The sequence below is a fragment of the Cupriavidus sp. 05N39 genome (genome assembly GCF_056397325.1).
Genome location: NZ_JBFTNE010000059.1, coordinates 1 through 23,399, shown reverse-complemented (window position 1 = coordinate 23,399; position 23,399 = coordinate 1). Strand labels below are relative to the sequence as shown.

Genomic DNA, 23,399 nt, shown 5'->3' with positions numbered 1-23,399 from the left:
TGCGATTTTAGAGCCTGTTGCGCATGGCCCCGCTGGCCACGTGCGAAACGGGCCCCTCACGGCCAACTCCCTCCCGATGTCGCAGCAGGAACCCGAAACTCACGATCAAGGCGCGCCCGCCGCCGGTCAGCCCGAAGGACTGCCCGCGGCGCCGGGCGAAGCGACGCCCGAACCCGCACCCGAGGCGCTGGCGGAGGCGCCGTTCGATGCCAAGGCGGTGATCGCGCAATTGCCTGGCTTGCCAGGCGTCTATCGCTACTTCGACGCGAACGGCAATGTCCTTTACGTAGGCAAGGCACGCGACCTGAAGAAGCGTGTCGCCAGCTATTTCAACAAGACGCTGTTGTCGCCGCGCATCGCCATGATGGTGGCCAGGATCGTGCGCATCGAGACCACGGTAGTGCGCACCGAGGCCGAGGCGCTACTGCTGGAAAACAACCTCATCAAGGCGCTGGCGCCGCGCTATAACATCCTGTTCCGCGACGACAAGTCGTATCCGTTCGTCAAGCTGACCAGCCATCGCTTCCCGCGCATGGCCTATTACCGCGGCGCCACCGACCGCAAGCACCAATACTTCGGACCATTCCCGAGCGCCCATGCGGTACGGGAGAGCATGCAGATCCTGCAGCGGGTGTTCCAGTTGCGCACCTGCGAGGATACGGTCTTCACCAACCGCACGCGGCCGTGCCTGCTGCACCAGATTCATCGCTGCACCGGCCCATGCGTGGGCGCCATCAGCGAGGCGGATTACGCCCGCGACGTCAGCAACGCGGCGCGCTTCCTGCAGGGGCGGCAGAACGAGGTGCTCGAGGGCTTGCAGGCGAAAATGGAAGAGCATGCAGGGCGCCTGGAATTCGAGCAGGCGGCTGCGGTGCGGGACCAGATCGGTGCATTGTCCACCGTGCTCAAGCGGCAGGCGGTGGAGGAGGTCGGGCAGGCCAGCGACATCGACGTGCTTGCGGTAGCGGTGGAGGGCGGCCGCGCCTGCGTCAACCTGGCGATGATCCGCGGGGGGCGGCACCTGGGTGACAAGGCTTACTTCCCGGCGCACGTCGAGGAAGGCGCGATGATCGTCGAGGATGAGGACGAAGCCGCCGCGGGCGCAGCGGCCGAGGCTGGCGAAGAAAACGCGCCGGCGGCGGCCGGTCCCGCCGGTATTCCGGTCGAGCGCATTGCCGCCGAGGTGTTGTCCGCCTTCATGGCGCAGCACTATCTGGACCAGGCCGTGCCGCCGATCCTGGTGGTCAGTCACCTGCCGCCGGGCAAGGCACTGCTGGAGGCGCTGTCGATGCAGGCCGGGCGCAAGGTCACACTGGTCCGCCAGCCGCAGGGGCAGCGCCGGGCCTGGCTGGAGATGGCCCAGAAAGGTGCGGAACTGGCGCTATCCCGCCGCCTGGCGGAGCAGGGCAGCCAGCAAGCCCGTACGCGCGCGCTGGCGGACACGATCGGCATCGACATGGAGGACCTGGCGCTGCTGCGCGTTGAGTGTTTCGACATCAGCCATACCGCGGGCGAGGCGACGCAGGCTTCTTGCGTGGTCTTCCACCATCACGAGATGCAGAACGCCGAATACCGCCGCTATAACATCCAGGACATCACGCCCGGAGACGACTACGCCGCCATGCGCCAGGTGCTGACGCGGCGCTACCAGAAGCTGGTGGAGCTGATGGAGCAGGCGCAGCAGGGCGTCCCCGAAGGTCGGCAGGGCGACATGCCCGACGCGGCGGGCACGCCTGCCGCGTCGACGCTGATGCCCACTGTGGTCCTGATCGATGGCGGCAAGGGCCAGGTGGAGGTCGCGCGCCAGGTATTCGAAGAACTCGGCCTGGATATCGGCCTGCTGGTGGGCGTGGCCAAGGGCGAAGGCCGCAAGGTCGGACTGGAGACGCTGATATTTGCCGACGGCCGTCCGTCGCTGGAACTGGGGCAGGGGAGCGCGGCCCTGATGCTGGTGGCGCAGATCCGCGACGAGGCGCACCGCTTTGCCATCACCGGCATGCGTGCGCGCCGCGCCAAGGTGCGCACCACCTCGCGGCTGGAGGAGATCGAAGGCGTCGGCGCCCGCCGCAGGCAAAAGCTGCTCACCCGCTTCGGCGGCCTGCGAGGCGTCATTGCGGCTAGCATCGACGAACTGGCCAGCGTCGACGGCATTTCACATGCGCTAGCCGAGGAAATCTATCGGCAGCTGCATTGATTCGGTCAAATCCGAGGGCCGTGTGGCAGGAAATGCTCGGTTCCCGTTGAAATAGGCGACAATCTCAGGGTTGCCCATTGCCGTTGTCTCGTTTCGAGCCCCCATGCCGCTGAATATACCGATCCTGCTGACCTGGCTCCGTGTTGCCATGATTCCCCTCGTGGTGGGTGTCTACTACCTGCCCGAGGCATGGCTGCCAATGCATGCCAAGAACATGACGGCAGCAGGTTTCTTCATCATTGCAGCGGTCACCGACTGGCTGGACGGCTTCCTGGCAAGGCGCTGGAACCAGACATCGTCCTTTGGCGCTTTCCTGGATCCGGTCGCCGACAAGCTGATGGTGGCCGCGGCATTGCTGTCCCTGCTTGCACTGGGCCGGGTCGCCGACCTGATCGCGCTGGTGATCATCGGCCGCGAGATCACCATCTCGGCGCTGCGCGAATGGATGGCGCAGATCGGGGCCTCCAAGAGCGTCGCGGTGAATTTTCTCGGTAAGCTCAAGACCACTTTCCAGATGATCGCGATACCGCTGCTGCTCTTCAACGACAGTCTGCTGGGCATCGTCGACGCCTCGGTGCTGGGTGCGTGGATGATCTATGTGGCGGCTGTGCTGACCCTGTGGTCGATGTTTTATTACATGAAGCTGGCATGGCCGCAGATTCGCGAGCGCAGTGGCCTGAGTGGAGAAGCCACCGCACAAAAATGAAGATCCGGTGAAAAATATGCTTGACGAATGCTGCGGCGGTTTGCAATAATCCTGTTCTCGCTTCTGACGAAACAAACCGAACGAAGCGAAAAGCAGCAAGAACGCAGCGTGATGTGGTCAGTATCGGCGCAGAAGTAGCGTTTTAAGTAAGAAGTCAGCAGGATCCTGCGGGAGTAGCTCAGTTGGTAGAGCGCAACCTTGCCAAGGTTGAGGTCGCGAGTTCGAGCCTCGTCTCCCGCTCCAGGTTTCCGTTGCATCTGGAAATCGCGGTGCATACCGTAGGGTTCCAGATTGGCGCTCAGAGTAGTAAATGCGGGAGTAGCTCAGTTGGTAGAGCGCAACCTTGCCAAGGTTGAGGTCGCGAGTTCGAGCCTCGTCTCCCGCTCCAATCCCAAAGGGAAGCAGCGCTTCCCTTTTTGTTTGCGATAGTGGTGCGCAGGCGCGGCCCGGCAGGGTCAGGCGAATGCGGCTACAATCCCAGCAGCCGTCACCCGGCGGGGTGGCAGAGTGGTCATGCAGCGGCCTGCAAAGCCGTGTACGCCGGTTCGATTCCGACCCCCGCCTCCAATATAAAGCCCTGATCATTCAGGGCTTTATTCTTTTCTGTTCCGCTCGTCATCCTGTTGAACCCGGTTGGAAAGAGGGTTGAAGGATTCGCCGCCGTTTGGTTTGGCGAGGGAGCGGTCGCGCAGGGTTAGGGGCCACCCAACTTCCGACGGTGCCAAGCGGCTTACTGCGCATGCCGGAATTCGTCACCAGAACTGACGTAATTTGTCACGGTGCGCCGGATACATGCAGTTACAACTGACGCACTTTGTCACAATGATCCGGTTTCCGGCCAAATTTGGGCTGGCATGAGGGTTGCTTATAGAGTTTGCGCAGCAAGTTGCTGCCTACAAAATAATTGGGGGTCAATCTTATGAAAAAAGCACGGATGGGAATCAAGCGGGTGCAGAAGGGCTTTACTCTGATCGAACTGATGATCGTGGTCGCGATCATTGGTATTCTGGCAGCAATTGCGATTCCGCAGTATCAGGACTACGTGACCCGTTCTCGGTGGTCGGAGAACCTCACTGCAATTGCCCCTCTTAAGCAAGCGATCGCCGAATGTGCGCAGAACAATGCTTTGCCGGCTGGGGCTATTGCTGCGGTAGCATGTGTTGACAATGTGGGGCTGGCTACGGCAGCTGGCGGTGGTTTCACAGCCATGCCGACGGCGGCGTCGCTCCCCAACGGGACTGTTACTTACACAGCGGGGGTAATTACGATTGTTGGTAGGGGGCAGCTGGCGGCAACGTGCTCCGTAACACTCACGCCCAATGTGACCGCCTCCAATGTACAGTTTGCGGTCGCAGACGTCGGTTGTACCAAGGCGCAAACCGGCGTTTGACCCCCGCTTTAGGTGTATAGGTCTAAAAGCGCCTTCGGGCGCTTTTTTCCTGTTTCGGAGCAGTATTCTGCCGTTGCCCACCACGAATCGCGTCGTTCGCGCGGAACGGGTGGATTTGCTTGGAGAGCGCATACGGCTCACGGCAACACTGGCGGCCGCGCCCACTCCGCAGGAGATTGAGCAGAAACTGCAACGGATGCGCACTCTGGCGGCGATCTAGCGTGCGCCCCGATCTTGTGGGGCAGGTGCTCGCTTGCTCTTCGCGGCCAAGACGCCCGCGGGTAAGGGCTGAATGCAAAAAAGGGCCCGCCATTGCGTCACATATCTTCGAGGGGTTACGTTTTGCGGCGAGCCGGCACGTGAAGTAGCTCGGGCCAGCCGCAGCCAGGCAAGCGTCAACGGGGGATTGTGGCGCGGCGCACACAGTTCGGTGTTCAGGGGCGCGCTGCGGGGCGCAATGCAATAAGTCATTGATTTATAAGTGTCCGGGCGGCCTGCAAAGCCGTGTTCGCCAGTTCAACTCTGATCGCCGCTTAGATCGTTAAGCACTTAGCGCTGCCCTAATCGGTGGCGCTTTTGCTTTTTAGCGAACCAAGTGGCGGCACTCGCTGGTAAATAGGGCGAAGTCTCCCCGGGGTTCCTGTGCTCCCTCTTTTCGCCCCATCGACTGTCTGGCAAATTCCGTCTTGCTCGTTCCTGTTCCCCCTCCCCGCGCTGCTCGTCCCGCATGCCAGCACCGTTGCCTGGGCTCTAGCGGCACCTCCTGGCGCTGTCAGTTCATTGCTTCCTTTTGTCGCCTATCATTCGCTATTTTTAGGACTTATCCTATTATCGTCGTTTATTTTCTGTTTTCTGGCATTTTTGCTTCAGCAAATGCCACCGGATGCCGTAAAGACGGAGGTAAGACCCGTTCAAAAGACGGTTCGCCGGATCTGAAGTCTTCGCAAGCGCGCTTCGAAAGTAGATTTGTCTGGGCTTGTGGGTGGTTTGGCGCGGCAGGAGCCGTGCACGCGACCCGTGGGCGTCATTTCAACATCCTCCTTTCCAGGAATCGGTGCCCGCCCTGTGGCGGGCGCCGGCTATGCGTAATGAATATCACTCAACGCCTGCTGGCCACCTTGTCGCTGGCCTTGTTCGCCATACTTGCCCTCGGTGTCGGCGGCATCTGGCAACTCCGCGCATCGCAGGAGCGCTTTTCCTACTTCAACGACAACACGCTGGTCAGCGTACGCACGCTGGATGACCTCTGGGCCAATGTCAACGGCATGCGCGTATCGCTCTACGCCTATGCCCTGTCGGACGAGGCGAGCGGGCGCGCGGAAGCCGTGGCGGCTTTAGCGAAGGCTGACCAGGCTTTCGATACGATTGTTGCCACCTACGAACGCAACGACATCTCGGATGAGAAGGACCGGGCGCTGCTGGAAGCCGACCGGGCCGCGGTGAAGCGGTACCGGGTGGAGCGGGAGCGTTTCCTGGAGAAGTCTGCGGAGGGCGATGCCGAGGCGGCGCGGGGCATGTTGCTGGGTGGCTCGCTCTTCAAGGCCGCGACGGCGCTGGGCACGGCCATCAACGAACACGTTGCCTACAACGCCGCCTTGGGCAAGCAGGTGGCCGAGAACAACCGCAAGGCGTACGAACTGGCGCTGACGGTGTTCTGCGCGATTATCGGGGCCGCCTTCGTGATCACCGGCGCGATGGGTTTTTCGCTCTATCGCCGAATCCACGGCAGCCTGGCGGAGATCGAGCAGACCTTGCACTACGTCAGCGAGTCGCTCGACCTTGGGCGGCGCGCATCGGTGCGGCACAACGATGAGATCGGGCGGACGGCGATTGCCTTCAACGAATTGATCGAGCACGTCGCCTCGGCGCTGTCGGAGGTGCGCATGTCGACCGATTCGGTGAGCACGGCGGCCCATCAGATCGCCGCCGGCAATGCGGACCTTTCCTCGCGCACGGAACAGCAGGCGGCAGCGCTGGAGCAGTCCGCGGCGAGCATGGAGGAGCTGGCGGTGACCGTGCGGCAGAATGCCGAAAACGCGCGCCAGGCCAGCGGCCTGGCGGACAATGCCGCCGACGTGGCGGTGCGCGGCAGCACGGCGGTGCAGCAGATGGTGGATACCATGGGTGTGATCAGCACGAGTTCCACCCGCATCGCCGAAATTACCTCGCTGATCGAAGGCATTGCCTTCCAGACCAACATCCTGGCGCTCAATGCCGCCGTGGAAGCGGCGCGTGCCGGCGAACAGGGGCGCGGTTTCGCGGTGGTGGCGGGCGAGGTGCGGAGCCTGGCGCAGCGTTCATCCAGCGCGGCCAGGGAGATCAAGGACCTGATCGATACCGCGGTCAACACGGTAAGCACCGGCTCGGCGCAGGCGGAAGATGCCGGGCGAACCATGAATGAGATCCGCGTGGCCGTGAAAAGAGTGTCGGACATCATCGGCGAGATTGCCGCGGCTTCCAGCGAACAGAGCACCGGGATCGAGCAGGTCAACCAGGCTGTCGGGCAGATGGACCAGGTGACGCAGCAGAACGCCGCCCTGGTGGAGCAGGCGGCCGCGGCTGCGCAGTCGCTGGATGAGCAGGCCCACAAGCTGCGCGATACGGTGGCGACGTTCCGGCTGGCTGCTAACTAGCAAAGGGAGGGCCAGGCCCGGTGGTGCCGGACGCCATGTCCGGCCGGTTTCCGGGCCTGGCACGCGGTCCCGCTGACTTCCTTCCGGGTGGTGACCACAGCGGACCGCACCTTCGACACGAGTCCATTCGGTGCCGTGTTCATAAGCCGGAACATTAAAGGGCCACATCCGGCCCGATTCCCCGCTTTGCCGCAGTGATGATCGTGTTACATTCCATATCGTAGTCTTCGCGGGGCGTTCGGGGGATATCTGGCCTGAACTGTGCGCCATTGTCCGGATGGACCACTGCCACGCGATTGCCCCCGGGCCCTGTAAGACTCCCGTTCCCGTTTTCCCTCAATCAGCGCGGTACCTCCTGGCCACTGCGCGGCGCTCGACGCCGCAAGGAAGGCAAGGGGTTGCTTTGTGGTCCCCGCCGGGCTCTTGCCGGGGAGGGCGGGCGAGGTCATCCAGTCAACGCCGTCATGGCCACCTACGAGGAACCCAGAACGCATGCATCACGCTACCCCGCTCATCAGCACCATCGTCGGCGGCCTCGTCCTGGCGTTTATTCTTGGCGCGCTGGCCAACCGGCTCAAGCTGCCACCGCTGATCGGCTACCTGTGCGCGGGGATCGTGGTTGGACCGCATACACCGGGCTATACCGCTGACCAGGCGCTGGCTCCCCAGCTGGCGGAGCTAGGGGTGATCCTGCTGATGTTCGGCGTTGGGCTGCATTTTTCCCTCAAGGACCTGATGGCGGTGAAGAAGATCGCCATTCCTGGCGCTGTGGTGCAGATCGCCATCGCCACCATGCTTGGCATGTGCGCGGCCTGGGGCTTTGGGTGGGAGTGGGGGCCTGGCCTGGTCTTTGGGCTGGCGCTTTCAGTGGCGAGCACCGTGGTGCTGCTCAAGGCGCTGCAGGAGCGCGAACTGGTTGAGTCGCCGCAGGGCCGGATTGCGGTCGGGTGGCTGATCGTGGAAGACCTGGCCATGGTGCTGACGCTGGTTCTGCTGCCGGCACTCGCAGGATTGCTGATGCCGTCTGGCGATGTGGCGGGCCAGGATGCCGCCGTGCCAGGCTCGGGCGAGATCTTGTTCACCGTGCTTGCCACCCTGGGCAAGGTGGCCGCCTTCGTCGCCGTCATGCTGGTGATCGGCCGACGCTTTATTCCGTGGATGCTGGAACGCATCGTCTGGACCGGCAGCCGTGAACTGTTCCGGCTCGCGGTGCTGGCTACCGCGCTTGGCGTGGCCTTCGGCGCCTATTCACTGTTTGGCGTGTCGTTCGCGCTTGGCGCGTTCTTTGCCGGCATGGTGCTGGCGGAGTCCGAGTTCAGCCATCGCGCGGCCGAGGAGTCGCTGCCGCTGCGCGATGCGTTCTCGGTGCTGTTCTTCGTTTCGGTCGGCATGTTGTTCAACCCCATGGTGCTGATCACCGATCCCTGGGGCGTACTGGCCACGCTGTTTATCATCGTGGTGGGTAAATCGCTCGCCGCGCTTTGCATCGTGCGGGTGTTCGGGCATTCCACCCGCACCGGCATGACCATCGCGGTCAGCCTGGCTCAGATCGGCGAGTTCTCCTTTATCCTTGCCGGCCTTGGCGTCTACCTGAAGATCCTGCCCGAGCGCGGGCAGGCGCTCATCCTGGCTGGCGCGCTGCTGTCCATCGTGCTCAATCCATTGTTGTTCCACCTGCTCGACCGCTACAACGCCAGGCAAGCGGGCGAGGGTGATCCGCAGGCGGCCTGAGCGCGGGAGCGCGGCCGTTCAGTGGCCGCCGGCAGCGTCGCAGCGGAGATACTCGGTGAAGGCCAGCAGGCCCTGCGTCGGGTATTTGTCCTGGTGGACCACCAGATGCAACGGTCTCACTACCTCGGGCAAGCCTTCGCGCAGCGCTACCAGGGTACCCCGCTGCAATTCGTCCTCCACGACTTGCAGTGACAGGCAGCTCACACCATAGCCGCTCATCACGGCGCGTTTGATGGCCTCGGAATTGCCCAGTTCCAGGGCAAAACGCAGTTCGCCCAAGAGCGGGGCCAGGCGTTGCTCGATGATCTCGCGTGTCCCCGAGCCGGGTTCGCGCACAATCCAGTCCGCATCGCGCAAGGCTTCAAGGTCGCCCTGCCGGCTTGCCAGCGGGTGTGCGGGACTGACCACTACCACCATCACATCGTCGCGCCAATGGGCGCTGCGCAAGTCTCGCTCGTGGCAGGTGCCTTCGATCAGCCCGATATCCGCTTCGAACTGGAGCAGCGCCTGCAGCACTTCGCGGGTGTTGCCGATGCGCATGTCGAGCGCGCAAGGCCCGCTCTGCGCGTGCCGAAAGCCCGCGAGCAAGCCGGGCAGGATATAGCTGCCGATGGTATTGCTGGCGGCAATGCGCAGTTGTACGCCGGGCTGGACGGTGAAGCGCTCGAGTTCATGGGCCTGATCCAGCAGCGAAAGCGCACGTGGGAAAAACAGGCGGCCGGTCTCATTGATGCTGAGGCGGCGCGCAACCCGGTCAAACAATGCGCCGCCCAGCGCGCTCTCCAGATCTGCCAGTGCCGCGCTCACGGCGGATTGAGACATCGCCAGCGCGTCGGCCGCCGCGACAGTGCTGCCGTGCTGCGCAACCGCGACAAAGACGGAGAGCTGGCGCAGGGTCAGGCGGAGAGGGCGCTGGTTCATATCTGAAATTCAGGTAACGTATAGCGATATTACCTGTTTTACAGGTTTTCGCCAGCTAAGTAGGCTTGGGACATGCTTAATTCGCGCCCCGAAGCCCTCCGGCTGCAGGGGTAAGGGATCCCGCCATGTCCACCACCTCTTCGACCGCAGTTGCCAGTCTTGGCGCCCAGCCGCCATCATGGCCGACAAGGATCCTGACCCTGGTGCCGTTGGGTTTCATCGCCTGGCTGGCCATGGTCTTCTCGGCCCACCCGGCCTTCTCGCACCTCGGCTTGAGCGCGCTGACGCTAGCCATGTTTGCCGGCATGGTGGCCGGAAATACCTTGCCGCAACGCTGGCTGACCCCGCTGGGGCCCGGCATGCAACTGGCGCGACAGCAGTTGCTGCGGCTCGGCGTGGCGCTGTACGGCCTGCGGCTGACCTTCGGCGCCATCGCCGACCTTGGCCTTGCCGGCGTGCTGGTACCTTTGGCCATGCTGGTGTCGACCATGCTGTTGGGCGTCTGGATCGGTTCCGCGCTGCTTGGACTGACCCGCCGGGAAGCGATCCTAGTCAGCGCGGGCAGCGCGGTCTGTGGAGCCGCTGCGGCCATCGCGGTCGCGTCGGTCRTGCGCACCGACGACCGTCAGACGGCTGTCGCCGTGGCCACCGTGGTGTTGTTTGGCACGGCGGGCATGCTGCTGTATCCCTATCTGTTTGAACTGGCCACGCAGCACTGGCACCTGGCAATCAGTGAGCGCACGTTCGGTATCTATACTGGCGCCACCCTGCACGAGGTGGCTCAGGTAATCGCGTCGGGCAAGATGGTCAGCGATGCCACCGCGGACGCCGCGGTAGTCACGAAGATGGTGCGCGTACTGGCGCTGGGGCCGTTGCTGCTGGTGCTCGCGCTGTGGCCGAAGGGTGCCCCCGGGGCCGAGGGTGAAAGGGCAACCGGCGCGCGGCCTTGGGGCGCGATCCTGAAGGCCGTGCCATGGTTCGCCGTGGGCTTCGTGGCGGTCATGGCGGTGCATTCCGCCGGCCTTGTGCCCGAGGACTGGAAGCCCACCCTGCTGGCGTTCGATAACTGGCTGCTCGCTTGCGCGATGCTGGCGATTGGCCTGCACACCCGCATCGGCACCTTGCTGCGCGCCGGACGCAAGCCACTTGTGCTGGCTGGCCTGCTGTTTGTATTTCTGGTGGTGGGAGGGGCGCTGCTGTGCGCGGTGGTGGCCTGATCGGGCCAATGGCGTCGCGGGTTGGATGCGTTGGGCTGGCCTGGCGAGGTGGATGCTGGTGCGGCCGACGGGGGTCGAACCCGTAAGCCCGTAAAGGCGGCAGATTTTAAGTCTGCTGAGTCTACCAATTTCTCCACGGCCGCACGGCAAGCCCGATATTGTGGTCGGTTGGGCGCGGTGATGCAAGCTCCGCGCGGGTGTCTGCCGGGATTGGTGCCAAGTGCAGGGGCGGAACGCGGCTAAGTGTCCTAAGTGTCTATTGTTACGCCTGGTAACAATGTAGCGTCCTCGGTTTCACCTGGAAATTTCCAGGATCCTACAATACGCCTTATCGAATAACGACTTGCAAGAGGCAAGGATCATGAAACGTTGGTTGCTCGCAGGACTCGCTTTGCTTGGAGCGCTGGCATCGGGTGCGGCAATGGCTCACGTGAGCGTTGGCGTGGCGATCGGTGTGCCCGGCGTGGTCGTGGGTGGCCCGGCTTATTATCCGCCGCCTGCCTATGTCGCCGGGCCGCCCGTGGTCATGGCACCGGCGCCGGTCTACTACGGACCGCCCCCGGTCGTGGTGCGTCCGGCCCCCGTCTATTACGGCCCTGGCCCTGCCTACTACGGTCCGCGCTACTATGGCCGAGGCTATTACGGACGAGGCTACTATGGCCCACCGGGGCATGGGCATGGGCATGACCACCGCCACTGGCGATAAGCATGAATGACCTGCGCCACGCAGGTTGTTAAAAGGGGCCCTCCGGGGCCCTTTTGTATTTCGGGTGCAGCTTGGAAAGGCAAACTGGGCGCGGCTAGACGGCTAAGGTTCCATAGTCGGGAGTGGGGTCAAAAAATTTGAAGAGTCAGATCAAACCGTTGCTCATATCTTTATTAGGGTTTCCACCTATACTGCTGCTGTGACACCGTGATGAAAAGATTCCGCAAGCTATCGCATCCGGTGCCCTTCCAGCCAGCACGATTCCCAAGAGGACCCGCCCATGAAAATCAAGAACACCCTGGTGGCGATTGCAGCACTGACCGCCCTCACCGCACTCTCCGCATCCGCTTTTGCCGCAGGCGTCAACAAGCGTGACCCGTACACCGATGGCGCCAAGATTGGCAAGGTCGATGCCTACACCGATGGCGCCAAGATGGGCAAGGTCGATCCTTTCACCGACGGCGCTCGCAAGGTGGATCCGTTCACCGACGGCGCCAAGGTAGGCGATCGCCGCGACCAGTTCAGCGACGGAGCCTGAGTTCGTGGGACGCAAGTCCGTGGCGCCTGAGGGCCACGGCAGTCCGCACACGGCAACCGTAGTAATGCAAAAGACCCGCCAGGCGCGGGTCTTTTGCTTTTTACGGGCTTGGCGCGGACCGCCGGGCCCATGGTCATGCCAAGGGCCGTGGCGCTATACTTCCGGCTCATTGAAACGATTTTCGAGGAGAGTGGTATGCAGCAAAAAACCGTGCTGACGGCAGATGATGTGAAGAAGGTGCTGGCCGCAGCCGAGCTCGAGGCCAAGAATCACCACTGGGCGGTGTCGATCGCCATCGTGGACGACGGCGGCCACCTGCTGGCGCTGCAACGCCTGGATGGCGCTGCGCCGATCTCGAGCTATATCGCTACCGAGAAGGCACGTACGTCGTCGCTGGGCCGTCGCGAGTCGAAGGTCTACGAAGACATGATCAACAACGGCCGCCACTCGTTCATGACCGCGCCTGTGATGCAAGGCATGCTGGAGGGTGGTGTGCCTATCGTGGTTAATGACCAGGTCGTGGGTGCGGTTGGCGTGTCGGGCGTGAAGTCGACCGAAGACGCGCAGATCGCGCGCGCGGGTATCGCCGCCCTGGGCGTCTGAGACTCGTCTGCGAGCCAGAGCAGAGTGTAGTGCCGACAGTGAGCCAGGCTCACTGTCGCGGCATCCGCCTCTCGTTGCGGACGAAAGTCCTTGTCTTTCCCGATGCTGAAGCCTGTCGACGGGTTTCGCTGCCAGGCGCCGGTTCCGGTAGCCAGACTCCCCTCATCGCATCATTCCATCGTCGCATCGTCTACCTGCTGCATGGCCGTTGCCAGGGCGGCTGGGAACGCTTGCGCAGGGCGCGTCGCCGTGCGACTACTTGGTCAGAATCAGCTTGCCGTAACGGGTGATGCGCAGCGTGTAGACCTCGCCGTTATGCAGGATGGGCAGCAGGTTGTTACCGCGCATCAGCGTCTCCAGTGGCACCGCATCGCCCGCCGGCGCCGCGGAGAGGCTATCGCGCACCAGGGCTTCGAGCCGGGCGGGCAGGCCGGCTACGGCAGATTTCATCGATTCGATCGCCGCGCTGGCCGGGTTCTCGCGGCGCGCTTGTGCAGGCTTGCTGGGGGTGACTTCAACCCGGCGCAGGGAAAGGCGGCGGCGGGTGACTTCATGCGGTTGCGACAGCGGCAGGGTCAGGGTGCTCATCGGTGGGCTCCGGTCCGGTGGTCCGTGGTGTCAACGCGGGACTGCGTATTGCCACGACCGGGTTCAAGGTCGCTCAATCTTAAATGAGAATTGTTATCATTACAATAGAGATTTTTGATTGCGGATGGCCTCGGCCGAACCTGCATTCCGGCGCCGCTATAAGTGGCATAAGGCGCATTTTCCAGGCAAACAAAAAGGGCACTTCATGGAGTGCCCTTTTTGTGCCTGTTGCGCTGCCGCTCCAGCGGATGCGGCGCGTTCAAGCCGTCAGTGCTTGGGTTCGGTGATGAACCCGATCTTGCCGAGTCCGCCGTGCTGCGCGGCGGCCATGACTTCCGCCACGCGCTCGTAGCGCACATCGCGATCGGCGCGCAGGTGCAGCTCCGGCTGCGGCTGCTGCTGCGCGGCCTGGGCGATGTTGGCCTCAAGCGTCGGCTCGTCTACTTCCGCCTGGTTCCAGAAGACCTTGCCGTTGGCATCGATTGACAGGTTGATGTTCTGCGGCTTGGGATCGTTGGGCGTGTTGGTCGCCCGCGGGAGGTCGATCTTGACCGCGTGGTTGATCACGGGAATGGTGATGATGAAGATGATCAGCAGCACCAGCATGACGTCGACCAGCGGCGTCATGTTGATTTCGCTCATTACTTCGTCATCGTCCGAATCGAGGGTGCCGAATGCCATGATGACTTCCTTGTTGCCTTGCTACGGCCTTACTGGTTCTTGACTGCGAGGCGCACGCTATTGTCGTCGGGGCGGGCGCTGGTCGGACGCACACGGGCACCGGTGACGAAATAGGCGTGCAGGTCGTGGGCGAAGCGATTGAGCTTCGAGATCACGCCCTTGTTGCCGCGGGTCAGTGCGTTGTAGCCGAGCACGGCGGGGATCGCAACGGCCAGGCCGAAGGCGGTCATGATCAGTGCCTCGCCCACCGGGCCCGCCACCTTGTCGATGGTCGGCACGCCGGAGGCGCCGATGTTGATCAGCGCGTGATAGATGCCCCACACGGTGCCGAACAGGCCAACGAACGGGGCCGTGGAACCGACCGAAGCCAGCACAGCCAGGCCCGATTGCATGCGCGCGACGGCGTCGTCGATGGCGCTCTTGAGCGAGCGGGTGATCCAGTCCGAGATGTCCATCACATCGTGCAACTGGGGCTGGCTGGCGCGGTGGTGCTGCGCGGCCTCCTTGCCGGTCATGGCGAGCGAACGGAATGGGTTGGCGTCGCTGCTGCCGAGCGTTTCGAGGGCGTGATCGAAATCGTCGGAGTGCCAGAATTGCTTTTCGGCGCCSTGCGCCATTTTCTTCAGCCGGAAGAGATCCCACGCCTTCGTGAGAATCACGATCCACGAAGCCAGCGACATGATGAGCAGAATGATGGCGGTGGCACGCATGACGAAATCGCCTTGCGTCCAGAGGTGGGAGAGTCCGAGGTCCTGCATGTTGGTTCCTGGTGAGGTCGGTATTGAAATCAGTTGAGTTCGAACCCGATCGGCTGCTGGGCGGTAACCGCCACGGCACGACCGTTGTCCAGATATGGCTTGCAGCGCATGCGTTGCACCGCGTCCACGGCAGCCTGGTCCAGGCGGGAAGATCCGCTTGAGCTCACGACAGCAGTCTTGACCACCTTGCCGGTCTCGTCCGTGGTCAGACGAACCACGGCCTTGCCGGTTTCACCCATGCGGCGCGATTGCGACGGATAGGTGGGTTGCGGCGGGCTGCACTGGATTTCGCCGATGCCAACCGCGCGTGGCGCCGCCGACACMGGAGCGGGAGGCTCGGGGGCGGGCGCCGGAGGGGCCGGGGGGGCAGGTGGCGCGGGCGGCGCTTCCACGGCATTGGGTGTCGGCGGCAGCGAAGCCACCGGCGTCGGCGTGGGGCGCGGTTGCGGCGGAGTGGGCTTGGGCGTGGTGACCTTCACTTGCTTGGGTGGGGTCTCCGGCTTGGGCTTGGGTGTTTCGACGGCAGGTTTCTGAGGCGGCTCGAGCGGGATGATGCGGGCGACGATTTCCGGAGAGATCACGGCCTCCGTGATTTTACGGCCCAGCCCGCTCTGGATCAGGTAAAGCAGTCCGGCGTGGAACAGCAGGACGGCGAGCGTGATCTTGAAAAAACGTTGATCGAACATGAGAAAACAGCAGATGTCGGCGAATTGGCGCGGCGCCGGCTTTATTAGCGATAGGGCCTATTTGCGATAGAACAGGATCAGCGAGATGCCACAACCGACCAGCAAGCTAAGCAGCAATTCCATGATAAACGCTCCTTCAACAGTGATGCCGGTGGGAGCGCCGCTCTTGAGGCAGCGTGTCAGGCGATGAGTATAAACGATAATGATTCTTATTTGTTGGCGTTTTTGTGCATCGCATTCTTGCGCTGCCGCGCAGCCGTCTTTATACGCCGATTTGGCCGTGCACTACCGGCGCCGCGACAAAATGCGTGTTCTCGTACGGCACAGGGTTGCCGGCAATGCCCGATCTGCCACAAAGCGCGCTAGCATAGGAAAAGAAGAGCAATTCGCCGCGCCGGTGACGGCGCTCCCCCGTGCGAGAGGACCAGGCCATGGACTTCACCCGTTTCGCCGAAGACGACCGCTCGACACTCCTGCGCGCCGCTGCCGGCGCGCCGTGTACTTCCGCGCTTGACTGGATGTGTGCCCAGTTCGCCTTGCGTGTCGTGTGCTCGCTGGGACCAAGATTCAACCTGCGCAGCAATATCAACGACATCCTGACTGTCAGCGCCCAGGAGATGGTGTGGCCTTATGGCGTGGTGCTGCGCGTGCAGCGTTTCCTCGCCGCGCGCTGCGCCGACATGCCTGCCTGGAAGGGCGCTGCGCGCCTGACGCCGGAAGAGTTCCTGGAGCGGCACGGACAATGGAACAGCGCCTTTGATGAAAGCGCGCTGTTTTATTACCTGGACGAGTACGTCAAGCACCACGCCAAGGATATGTTTGCCGTTTTCGACGCGTCGGCGGCGGCGCTGGCCGCGCGGCTGGACGGCGAGCGCGTGCTGCTGGTACGCAATATCGACATGCTCAGCCATGTGCTGGATTTGCCCGAGCACGAGCGCAAGCTGCTGCTCTACGCGGCGCTGGCCAAATACAAGCGCGATCTGCGCGCCGTGATGGTGGATTGCAAGGTGGCGCACAGCCAGGAGGCTTTCCAGATCCTGGCGGGACTGACCGGTGCCAGCCCTGCCGCGGTGGCCGCTTCGCTGCGGCCTGGTTCGCGCCTGGAGACGCTCAACCTGATCGAGCAGCCACTGCCCGAGAACAGTGTGACCGATCTCGGCGACCTCATGCGTTTGTCGGATCGCTTGTTGCACGTGCTGCTCGGCAATTACGCCAATGAAGCCGAGATGATGGCGGTGTTCACGCGTCCGGCGGCCGCGCCCACGCTCGGCACCGGCGACTATCCGCACGTCGAGACCGATGCGCGCTACCTCTCCGCCTTGCTCGCGAACGCCACGCGGCAGCACGCCTGCGGCGTGAACGTGCTGATCTACGGCCCGCCGGGCACCGGCAAGACCGAGTTCGCGCGGCTGCTCGCGCGCGAGGCAGGGTGTGAGCTGTATGAAGTGGACTGCCTGGACCGTGACGGCAACAGCCTGTCGGGCAAGGACCGTTACCGCTCGCTGCAGGTGTCGCAGGCATTCCTGCGTGGCCGTCCGCGCACGGCACTGCTGTTCGACGAAGTCGAGGATGTGTTCCCGGGCAGCGCGCGCGAGCTGACCAGCCTGTTCGGCCAGGAGGACACGCGTGGCTCCGTGAACGGCAAGGCGTGGGTCAACCAGACCCTGGAGCAAAATCCGGTGCCGGTGATCTGGATCTCCAACTCGATTCGCCAGATCGATCCGGCTTACCTGCGCCGCTTCCAGTTTCATCTGGAGCTGAAGATCCCGCCGCCGCTGGTGCGCGAGAACATTATCCGCAAGCACCTCGGCACGCTGGACGTGAGCGATGCCTTTATCGCTTCGCTGGCGGCGCGCAAGACCCTGACGCCGGCACAGGTGCAGTCGGCGGCGCGCTTCGTGCAACTGGCGGGGCCCGGCGTTGCCGAACCGGTGGAGGCGCTGATACTGCGGCAACTGGACCACGCCGACCGCGCCATGGGTTTGCGCCCGGAAGTGGAAGGGCGCCCGGTGGTGACGCACTATCGCCTGGATTACCTCAACCTGGAGACGCGCTACGAAGTCGGCAAGATCGTGCAGGCGCTCAAGGCCAGGCAGCGCGGCACGTTGTGCTTCTACGGACCGCCGGGCACGGGCAAGACCGCGCTTGCGGAGCATATCGCGGCCGCGCTTGAACAGCCGCTGATGATCCGGCGCGCCTCCGACCTGATGAGTAAATACGTGGGGGAAACCGAGCAGCAGATCGCCGCGATGTTCGCTCGTGCCGAGGAGGACGGCGCGGTGCTGCTGCTGGATGAGGCCGACAGCTTCATGCAAAGCCGGCAAAACGCGGTGCGCAACTACGAGGTGTCGGAGGTCAACGAGATGCTGCAGGGCATGGAACGCTTCAACGGCATCTTCGTCTGCACGACCAACCTGTTCGAGCGCATCGACGAGGCGGCGCTGCGGCGTTTCTCGTTCAAGATCCGCTTCCTGCCGCTCAAGGCGGACCAGCGTACCGCGATGTTCATCGAGGAGGCGCTCGATACCGATGCCGGCCGCCTGGACCCGGYCATGCGCGCGGAGCTCGCGAAGATGGATTGCCTGACGCCGGGCGACTTCGCCACGGTAAAGCGTCAGTGCGTGTTGCTCGGGGAAACGTTGACCCCCGATGAATTCCTGGCGCAGTTGCGCCAGGAACATGCGGTCAAGCCCGATGTGCGGCAGCGCCGGCCGCTGGGCTTCCTGCAGTAGCCGGATGGGACGGCGCGGGCCTCAGTCGACTGCGGGCGCGGGCTCGATCACCAGCGTTTCCGCCAGCGTGTCCACATGCAGCAGCGCCGCTGCCATGGCGCGCAGGTGGGCGGCGTCCTTGGTGGAGGTATAGCGGTCGACGGGCACGGCACCGGCATCGGCGGTCATGCCGTGCTCGGCCAACTTGCGGCGCAGTTGCCGTGCGATGGCGTCGCCGGTATCGACCAGCGTCAGGCGGTCTCCCACCAGTTCGCGCACGGTGTCGGACAGGAAGGGGTAGTGGGTACAGCCGAGCACCAGCGTATCGGCGCCGGCCTCGAGCATCGGCGACAGGTAGGCGGTCAGTTTCTCGCGCACGGCCGGCCCGTCCACATTGCCTTGCTCGATCAGCGGCACCAGCCCGACACCGGCCTCGCAGAGGAACCGGCTCTCGCCTTCCAGTGAGGCGAGCAGGCGGCCGAACTTCGCGCTTTTCAAGGTGTTGCCCGTGGCCAGCACGCCAACGACTTTGCTGCGGCTCGCGGCGGCAGCCGGTTTCAGGCCGGGTTCGACGCCGATGATGGGCAGCGTCAGCCGTTCGCGCAGCGTGTGGATCGCGTGCATGGTGGCGGTGTTGCAGGCGATCACCAGCGCTTTGCAGCCCTGCGACACCAGCCATTCGCAAACCTGCAGCGTGCGCGCTTCGACAAAACGCTCGGGCTTTTCGCCATAGGGCGCGTACTTCGAGTCGGCCACGTAGATCAGCGATTCATGCGGCAGCAGGGCGCGGATCTCGCGCAATACCGACAGGCCGCCGAGGCCGGAATCGAAAATGCCGATGGGTGCGTTGTTCACGGGAAGGGAAGAAGGCAAATCAGGCAATCAAGAAGTCAGGTAGCAAAAAGCCGGGTCGGATGACCCGGCTTTCGCTGACAGCATGGCTATCACGGCGAGGCTTGAATGACAACGCCGGATTTACAGCGCCGCCACCGGGATCTTGCCGATCTTGGCCTGCCATTCGGCGGGGCCGGTCTTGTGCACCGAAGTGCCTGCGCTGTCCACGGCCACCGTCACGGGCATGTCCTTGACGTCGAACTCGTAGATGGCTTCCATGCCGAGGTCTTCGAAGCCGACCACCTTGGCCTCCTTGATGGCCTTTGCCACCAGGTAGGCTGCGCCGCCGACCGCCATCAGGTAGGCCGACTTGTGCTTCTTGATGGCCTCGATCGCCACCGGGCCGCGCTCGGCCTTGCCGATCATCGAGATCAGGCCGGTTTCGGCCAGCATCATCTCGGTGAACTTGTCCATGCGGGTAGCGGTGGTGGGGCCTGCCGGGCCAACGGCTTCGTCGCGCACCGGGTCGACCGGACCCACGTAGTAGATCACGCGGTTCTTGAAGTCCACCGGCAGCTTTTCGCCCTTGGCCAGCATGTCGGCGATGCGCTTGTGGGCAGCGTCGCGGCCAGTCAGCATCTTGCCGTTGAGCAGCAGGGTCTGGCCCGGCTTCCACGAAGCGACTTCTTCCGGCGTCAGCGTGTTCAGGTCCACGCGCTTGGAAGTCTCGGTGTTCGGTGCCCACTCGACCTTCGGCCAGGCCGACAGGTCAGGCGCTTCGAGCTTGGCCGGGCCGCTGCCGTCCAGCGTGAARTGCRCGTGSCGSGTRGCSGCGCAGTTCGGGATCATCGCCACCGGCWTGKWMGCCGCGTGGGTCGGRTARYCCWTKAYCTTGAYGTCCAGCACSGTGGYCAGGCCGCCCAGGCCTTGTGCGCCGATGCCCAGCGCATTGACCTTCTCGTACAGTTCGACGCGCAGTTCCTCGATCCAGTCCTGCGGGCCGCGGGCGATCACGTCCTGGATGTCGATCGGGTCCATCAGCGATTCCTTGGCCATGACCATGGCCTTCTCGGCGGTGCCRCCGATGCCGATSCCSAGCATGCCCGGCGGGCACCAGCCRGCGCCCATGGTCGGCACGGTCTTGAGCACCCAGTCGACGATGGAGTCGGACGGGTTGAGCATGACGAACTTCGACTTGTTCTCCGAGCCGCCGCCCTTGGCCGCCACCTGGATGTCCACCGTGTTGCCCGGCACCACTTCATAGTGGATCACGGCGGGGGTGTTGTCCTTGGTGTTCTTGCGGCCGCCTTCGGGCGGGTTCACGATGGATGCGCGCAGCACGTTGTCCGGGTTGGTGTAGCCGCGGCGCACGCCTTCATTGATCATGTCCGACAGCCCCATGGTGGCGCCGTCCCAGCGCACGTCCATGCCCACCTTGACGAAGATCGTCACGATGCCGGTGTCCTGGCAGATCGGGCGCTTGCCTTCGGCGCACATGCGGCTGTTGGTCAGGATCTGCGCGATCGCATCCTTGGCCGCGGGACTCTGCTCCAGCTCATAGGCGCGGCCCAGGCTGGTGATGTAGTCCATCGGGTGGTAGTAGCTGATGTATTGCAGGGAGTCGGCGACGCTCTGGATGAGGTCTTCTTGTCTGATGACAGTCATTTTATGGGGAGGACAATCGAGGGGAAATTCAACCCGGAATCATACACCGAGGAGGGGGGGCCGCGCCGGGGCTGCATGCGCGTGTCGACATTGTCTCGGGTGATGCCGGGTGCACGCCGCGCGGCGAAAGCGGCACCCTGCGAGGCTGGTCTCAGTGCCGCGCCTCGTCCCGGTCCGCACGCCAGGCCCGGCGGGCCAGCGGCCCGGGCCAGCTTGCCAGCGCGATGCCGGCCAGCACGCAGCCAAGCGCCACGCCGTGCGGCCAGCCCGGCTTTTCCCCGAGGAAGACGATGCCGTACGTGGCGGCCGCGATCGGCAGCACCGCGGTGAACACGCCGGCCAGTTGCGCAGGCACGTGGCGCACGCCTTTCATCCACAGCCAGAACGAGAAGATGCTGGCCGACAGTGCGTACCACAGCAACATCAGCCAGATGGTCGTCGGGGCCGAGGCCATATCGAAACTCAGCAGCGGCACCAGCCCCAGCGGCAGCATCAGCAGCCCGCCGATCAGGTGCGTATAGGCGCAGATCTCGATGGCGGCCAGGGTTTGCGCGAGGCGCCGCGAGAGGATCACGTAGATCGACTCGCAGATCACCGCGCCCATGATCATCAGGTTGCCGACCAGGGCGTTCTCGCCGCCGCTGCCGCCACCGTGATCCGTGCCCCGCGCCACGTTCAATACCGCGATGCCGGCCACCGCAAGCAGCACAGAGAACACCGTGCGCCGCGACAGCCGCTCGCGCAGGATCAGCCAGGAGAGCAGGGCCACCGTGGCCGGGATGGTACTGGTGATCACGCCGGCGGCCATGGCGCTGGTCAGGCGCACGCCGCCCAGCATCAGCAGCGTGAACAGAAACGTCCCGAAGAAGGCTTGCAGGAAGAGATTGAGCCACTCGCCGCGCGACACTGCGCGCATGCGCGACGGACGGTACCAGGGCGCCAGGCAGACAATGGCGATGGCGAAGCGCAGCAGCGCGAACAGCAGGATCGGCACGTAAGCCACGATGGCCTTGCCCAATCCGACATTGCTGCCGACAAGGGCCATGGCGGCAATCAGGAAGAGGGCGTGGATGGGCACGAGGTTTGGGGTGGAACTGCGCTTCTACGGTGATTTGGGGTGCGCCCCCCGATGGATCGCGATGGCGCGCATGGGAGAGGGCGATCCGGTAGCCGTGCACATGGCGTGCAAGGCGCATCCCTGCAAGCGGAGTCCGCAATGCCGCAGCGCCATGTTCGGAATAGGACTCGCGGCATTATAGCTGTGCTAGCCTAATGGAGAGGGCTGCACTTCCTTGCCCGCAGGTCTTGTCACGTACCGCGCCGGAATACCCGGCGGCGATCCATGTTGCGATGCAGCAGGCGGCACATCGGTGCGGACAGGCGCGCGGGCCGCTTTTGCAGCGTCAGGTTTAAGTAAGCCGTCGAGCGTAACTTGCAGCCAGGCTGCCACGCTATATCAGGAGACAAACAAATGTCCGCCATCGAGTCGGTGATGCAGGAGCATCGCATTTTCAATCCCCCCGAATCCTTCGCCAAGCAAGCCGCGATCCCCAGCATGGAGGCTTACCAGGCGCTATGCGATGAAGCCGACCGCGACTACGAGGGGTTCTGGGCGCGCCACGCCCGCGAGCAACTGCATTGGACCAAACCCTTCACCAAGGTGCTCGACGAGAGCAATGCACCGTTCTACAAGTGGTTCGAGGACGGCGAGCTCAATGCCTCCTATAACTGCCTGGACCGCAATCTGGATAACGGCAATGCGGAGAAGGCGGCCATCGTCTTCGAGGCCGACGACGGCACCGTCAGCAAGGTGACGTACCGCGAGCTGCATGCCAAGGTCTGCCAGTTCGCCAACGGTCTGAAAGCGCTCGGCGTCAGGAAAGGCGACCGCGTCGTCATCTACATACCTATGTCCATCGAGGGCGTGGTGGCGATGCAGGCCTGCGCCCGCCTTGGGGCGACCCATTCCGTGGTGTTCGGCGGCTTCTCCGCCAAGTCGCTGCAGGAGCGGCTGGTCGACGTGGGCGCGGTGGCACTGATTACCGCCGACGAGCAGATGCGCGGCGGCAAGGCGCTGCCGCTCAAGGCCATCGCTGACGAAGCACTGGCGCTGGGCGGCTGCGAAGCCGTGAAGAATGTGATCGTGTACCGCCGCACAGGTGGCAAGGTCAACTGGAACGAAGGCCGCGACCGCTGGATGGACGAAGTCGCAGCCGGCCAGCCGGAGACCTGCGAAGCGGAACCCGTCAGCGCCGAGCATCCGCTGTTCGTGCTCTATACGTCTGGCTCCACCGGCAAGCCCAAGGGCGTGCAGCACAGCACCGGCGGCTACCTGCTGTGGGCGCTGATGACGATGAAGTGGAGCTTCGACATCAAGCCCGACGACATGTTCTGGTGTACCGCCGATATCGGCTGGGTCACCGGGCACACCTATATCGCCTACGGTCCGTTGGCCGCCGGCGCTACCCAGGTGGTGTTCGAAGGCGTGCCCACCTATCCCAACGCCGGCCGCTTCTGGGAGATGATCGCGCGCCACAAGGTCAGCATCTTCTACACCGCGCCGACCGCGATCCGCTCGCTGATCAAGGCCGCCGAGGCCGACGAGAAGATCCATCCCAGGCAATACGATCTGTCCAGCCTGCGCCTGCTGGGCACGGTGGGCGAACCCATCAACCCCGAAGCCTGGATGTGGTACTACCGCAATATCGGCGGCGAGCGCTGCCCGATCGTCGATACCTTCTGGCAGACCGAGACCGGTGGCCACATGATCACGCCGCTGCCGGGCGCCACGCCGCTGGTGCCGGGTTCCTGCACCTTGCCGCTGCCAGGCATCATCG

At 63.8% G+C, this 23,399-nt stretch carries 19 protein-coding genes and 4 tRNA genes; 14 read left to right on the top strand and 9 right to left on the bottom strand.

The annotated features are described in order from the left end of the window. Nucleotides 1-76: 76 nt before the first annotated feature. The 8 genes from uvrC to AC1DN0_RS25370 all read left to right on the top strand — a co-directional run bounded on the left by uvrC (nucleotide 77) and on the right by AC1DN0_RS25370 (nucleotide 8,654). Complete coding sequence (gene uvrC, locus AC1DN0_RS25405; protein ID WP_441629839.1) at nucleotides 77-2,194, top strand: excinuclease ABC subunit UvrC; 2,118 nt, start codon at nucleotides 77-79, stop codon at nucleotides 2,192-2,194. 103 nt (nucleotides 2,195-2,297) lie between these two features. Then, on the top strand, nucleotides 2,298-2,900 hold the full coding sequence (gene pgsA, locus AC1DN0_RS25400) for a CDP-diacylglycerol--glycerol-3-phosphate 3-phosphatidyltransferase (RefSeq protein WP_441629841.1): 603 nt from the start codon (nucleotides 2,298-2,300) through the stop codon (nucleotides 2,898-2,900). Between the two features lie 167 nt (nucleotides 2,901-3,067). Then, nucleotides 3,068-3,143 (top strand) — tRNA-Gly (locus AC1DN0_RS25395). Nucleotides 3,144-3,212: 69 nt separating this feature from the next. After that, nucleotides 3,213-3,288: transfer RNA gene (locus AC1DN0_RS25390), tRNA-Gly, on the top strand. Between the two features lie 105 nt (nucleotides 3,289-3,393). Beyond that, nucleotides 3,394-3,467 (top strand) — tRNA-Cys (locus AC1DN0_RS25385). A 352-nt stretch (nucleotides 3,468-3,819) separates the two neighbouring features. Next, nucleotides 3,820-4,290, top strand: coding sequence for a pilin (locus AC1DN0_RS25380; RefSeq protein ID WP_477111509.1), 471 nt, complete (start codon nucleotides 3,820-3,822; stop codon nucleotides 4,288-4,290). A gap of 1,088 nt (nucleotides 4,291-5,378) precedes the next feature. Then, nucleotides 5,379-6,923: a methyl-accepting chemotaxis protein gene (locus AC1DN0_RS25375; protein ID WP_441632563.1), complete on the top strand. Its 1,545-nt coding sequence runs from the start codon at nucleotides 5,379-5,381 to the stop codon at nucleotides 6,921-6,923. A 492-nt stretch (nucleotides 6,924-7,415) separates the two neighbouring features. Continuing rightward, a complete protein-coding gene (locus tag AC1DN0_RS25370) occupies nucleotides 7,416-8,654 on the top strand; it encodes a cation:proton antiporter domain-containing protein (RefSeq protein ID WP_441632565.1) in 1,239 nt (412 codons plus the stop codon). Between the two features lie 18 nt (nucleotides 8,655-8,672). Here AC1DN0_RS25370 and AC1DN0_RS25365 read toward each other — a convergent pair whose 3' ends face one another. Then, entirely contained in the window at nucleotides 8,673-9,575 is a 903-nt protein-coding gene (locus tag AC1DN0_RS25365) for a LysR family transcriptional regulator (protein ID WP_441632567.1), read from the bottom strand. 125 nt (nucleotides 9,576-9,700) lie between these two features. On the opposite strand from AC1DN0_RS25365, the gene AC1DN0_RS25360 reads away from it, so the two are divergent. Then, nucleotides 9,701-10,792: a YeiH family protein gene (locus AC1DN0_RS25360; protein ID WP_477146097.1), complete on the top strand. Its 1,092-nt coding sequence runs from the start codon at nucleotides 9,701-9,703 to the stop codon at nucleotides 10,790-10,792. A 56-nt stretch (nucleotides 10,793-10,848) separates the two neighbouring features. Here AC1DN0_RS25360 and AC1DN0_RS25355 read toward each other — a convergent pair. Continuing rightward, nucleotides 10,849-10,935, bottom strand: a tRNA-Leu gene (locus AC1DN0_RS25355). 218 nt (nucleotides 10,936-11,153) lie between these two features. Between AC1DN0_RS25355 and AC1DN0_RS25350 the strand changes: the two genes are divergently transcribed. The 3 genes from AC1DN0_RS25350 to AC1DN0_RS25340 all read left to right on the top strand — a co-directional run bounded on the left by AC1DN0_RS25350 (nucleotide 11,154) and on the right by AC1DN0_RS25340 (nucleotide 12,639). Further along, nucleotides 11,154-11,498 carry a hypothetical protein gene (locus AC1DN0_RS25350; protein WP_441632571.1) on the top strand — a complete coding sequence of 115 codons (345 nt, stop codon included), beginning with the start codon at nucleotides 11,154-11,156 and terminating at the stop codon, nucleotides 11,496-11,498. Between the two features lie 280 nt (nucleotides 11,499-11,778). After that, nucleotides 11,779-12,036 carry a hypothetical protein gene (locus AC1DN0_RS25345; protein ID WP_276287391.1) on the top strand — a complete coding sequence of 86 codons (258 nt, stop codon included), beginning with the start codon at nucleotides 11,779-11,781 and terminating at the stop codon, nucleotides 12,034-12,036. Nucleotides 12,037-12,231: 195 nt separating this feature from the next. Continuing rightward, entirely contained in the window at nucleotides 12,232-12,639 is a 408-nt protein-coding gene (locus AC1DN0_RS25340; RefSeq protein ID WP_276287392.1) for a heme-binding protein, read from the top strand. A 255-nt stretch (nucleotides 12,640-12,894) separates the two neighbouring features. Here AC1DN0_RS25340 and AC1DN0_RS25335 read toward each other — a convergent pair whose 3' ends face one another. The 4 genes from AC1DN0_RS25335 to AC1DN0_RS25320 form a co-directional block, all read right to left on the bottom strand. Beyond that, on the bottom strand, nucleotides 12,895-13,227 hold the full coding sequence (locus AC1DN0_RS25335; RefSeq protein ID WP_441632573.1) for a hemin uptake protein HemP: 333 nt from the start codon (nucleotides 13,225-13,227) through the stop codon (nucleotides 12,895-12,897). 267 nt (nucleotides 13,228-13,494) lie between these two features. Beyond that, nucleotides 13,495-13,908 (bottom strand): ExbD/TolR family protein, encoded by a 414-nt coding sequence (locus tag AC1DN0_RS25330; protein WP_441632575.1) that lies wholly within the window; start codon nucleotides 13,906-13,908, stop codon nucleotides 13,495-13,497. A gap of 29 nt (nucleotides 13,909-13,937) precedes the next feature. Continuing rightward, nucleotides 13,938-14,666, bottom strand: coding sequence for a MotA/TolQ/ExbB proton channel family protein (locus tag AC1DN0_RS25325; RefSeq protein WP_477146096.1), 729 nt, complete (start codon nucleotides 14,664-14,666; stop codon nucleotides 13,938-13,940). A 29-nt stretch (nucleotides 14,667-14,695) separates the two neighbouring features. Next, entirely contained in the window at nucleotides 14,696-15,352 is a 657-nt protein-coding gene (locus AC1DN0_RS25320) for an energy transducer TonB (protein WP_441632578.1), read from the bottom strand. 431 nt (nucleotides 15,353-15,783) lie between these two features. Here AC1DN0_RS25320 and AC1DN0_RS25315 point away from each other — a divergent pair, with 431 nt between their 5' ends. Continuing rightward, nucleotides 15,784-18,084: an AAA family ATPase gene (locus tag AC1DN0_RS25315; RefSeq protein WP_477146095.1), complete on the top strand. Its 2,301-nt coding sequence runs from the start codon at nucleotides 15,784-15,786 to the stop codon at nucleotides 18,082-18,084. A gap of 21 nt (nucleotides 18,085-18,105) precedes the next feature. Here the strand turns inward: AC1DN0_RS25315 and murI are convergent, their stop codons facing one another. The 3 genes from murI to AC1DN0_RS25300 form a co-directional block, all read right to left on the bottom strand. Further along, nucleotides 18,106-18,918 (bottom strand): glutamate racemase, encoded by an 813-nt coding sequence (gene murI / locus AC1DN0_RS25310; RefSeq protein ID WP_441632582.1) that lies wholly within the window; start codon nucleotides 18,916-18,918, stop codon nucleotides 18,106-18,108. 120 nt (nucleotides 18,919-19,038) lie between these two features. Then, nucleotides 19,039-20,562 carry a fumarate hydratase gene (locus tag AC1DN0_RS25305; protein WP_477146094.1) on the bottom strand — a complete coding sequence of 508 codons (1,524 nt, stop codon included), beginning with the start codon at nucleotides 20,560-20,562 and terminating at the stop codon, nucleotides 19,039-19,041. 151 nt (nucleotides 20,563-20,713) lie between these two features. Further along, entirely contained in the window at nucleotides 20,714-21,640 is a 927-nt protein-coding gene (locus AC1DN0_RS25300; protein WP_441632585.1) for a DMT family transporter, read from the bottom strand. 393 nt (nucleotides 21,641-22,033) lie between these two features. On the opposite strand from AC1DN0_RS25300, the gene AC1DN0_RS25295 reads away from it, so the two are divergent. Then, nucleotides 22,034-23,399: acetate--CoA ligase (locus tag AC1DN0_RS25295; protein WP_477146093.1), on the top strand; the 1,366-nt coding region annotated here is incomplete at its 3' end.

What these genes read in the sequence shown, in the direction of transcription:
- uvrC (WP_441629839.1), top strand. Translation starts at nt 77, where the DNA reads ATGTCGCAGCAGGAACCCGAAACTCACGATCAAGGCGCGCCCGCCGCC.
- pgsA (WP_441629841.1), top strand. Translation starts at nt 2,298, where the DNA reads ATGCCGCTGAATATACCGATCCTGCTGACCTGGCTCCGTGTTGCCATG.
- AC1DN0_RS25380 (WP_477111509.1), top strand. Translation starts at nt 3,820, where the DNA reads ATGAAAAAAGCACGGATGGGAATCAAGCGGGTGCAGAAGGGCTTTACT.
- AC1DN0_RS25375 (WP_441632563.1), top strand. Translation starts at nt 5,379, where the DNA reads ATGAATATCACTCAACGCCTGCTGGCCACCTTGTCGCTGGCCTTGTTC.
- AC1DN0_RS25370 (WP_441632565.1), top strand. Translation starts at nt 7,416, where the DNA reads ATGCATCACGCTACCCCGCTCATCAGCACCATCGTCGGCGGCCTCGTC.
- AC1DN0_RS25365 (WP_441632567.1), bottom strand. Translation starts at nt 9,575, where the DNA reads ATGAACCAGCGCCCTCTCCGCCTGACCCTGCGCCAGCTCTCCGTCTTT.
- AC1DN0_RS25350 (WP_441632571.1), top strand. Translation starts at nt 11,154, where the DNA reads ATGAAACGTTGGTTGCTCGCAGGACTCGCTTTGCTTGGAGCGCTGGCA.
- AC1DN0_RS25345 (WP_276287391.1), top strand. Translation starts at nt 11,779, where the DNA reads ATGAAAATCAAGAACACCCTGGTGGCGATTGCAGCACTGACCGCCCTC.
- AC1DN0_RS25340 (WP_276287392.1), top strand. Translation starts at nt 12,232, where the DNA reads ATGCAGCAAAAAACCGTGCTGACGGCAGATGATGTGAAGAAGGTGCTG.
- AC1DN0_RS25335 (WP_441632573.1), bottom strand. Translation starts at nt 13,227, where the DNA reads ATGAGCACCCTGACCCTGCCGCTGTCGCAACCGCATGAAGTCACCCGC.
- AC1DN0_RS25330 (WP_441632575.1), bottom strand. Translation starts at nt 13,908, where the DNA reads ATGGCATTCGGCACCCTCGATTCGGACGATGACGAAGTAATGAGCGAA.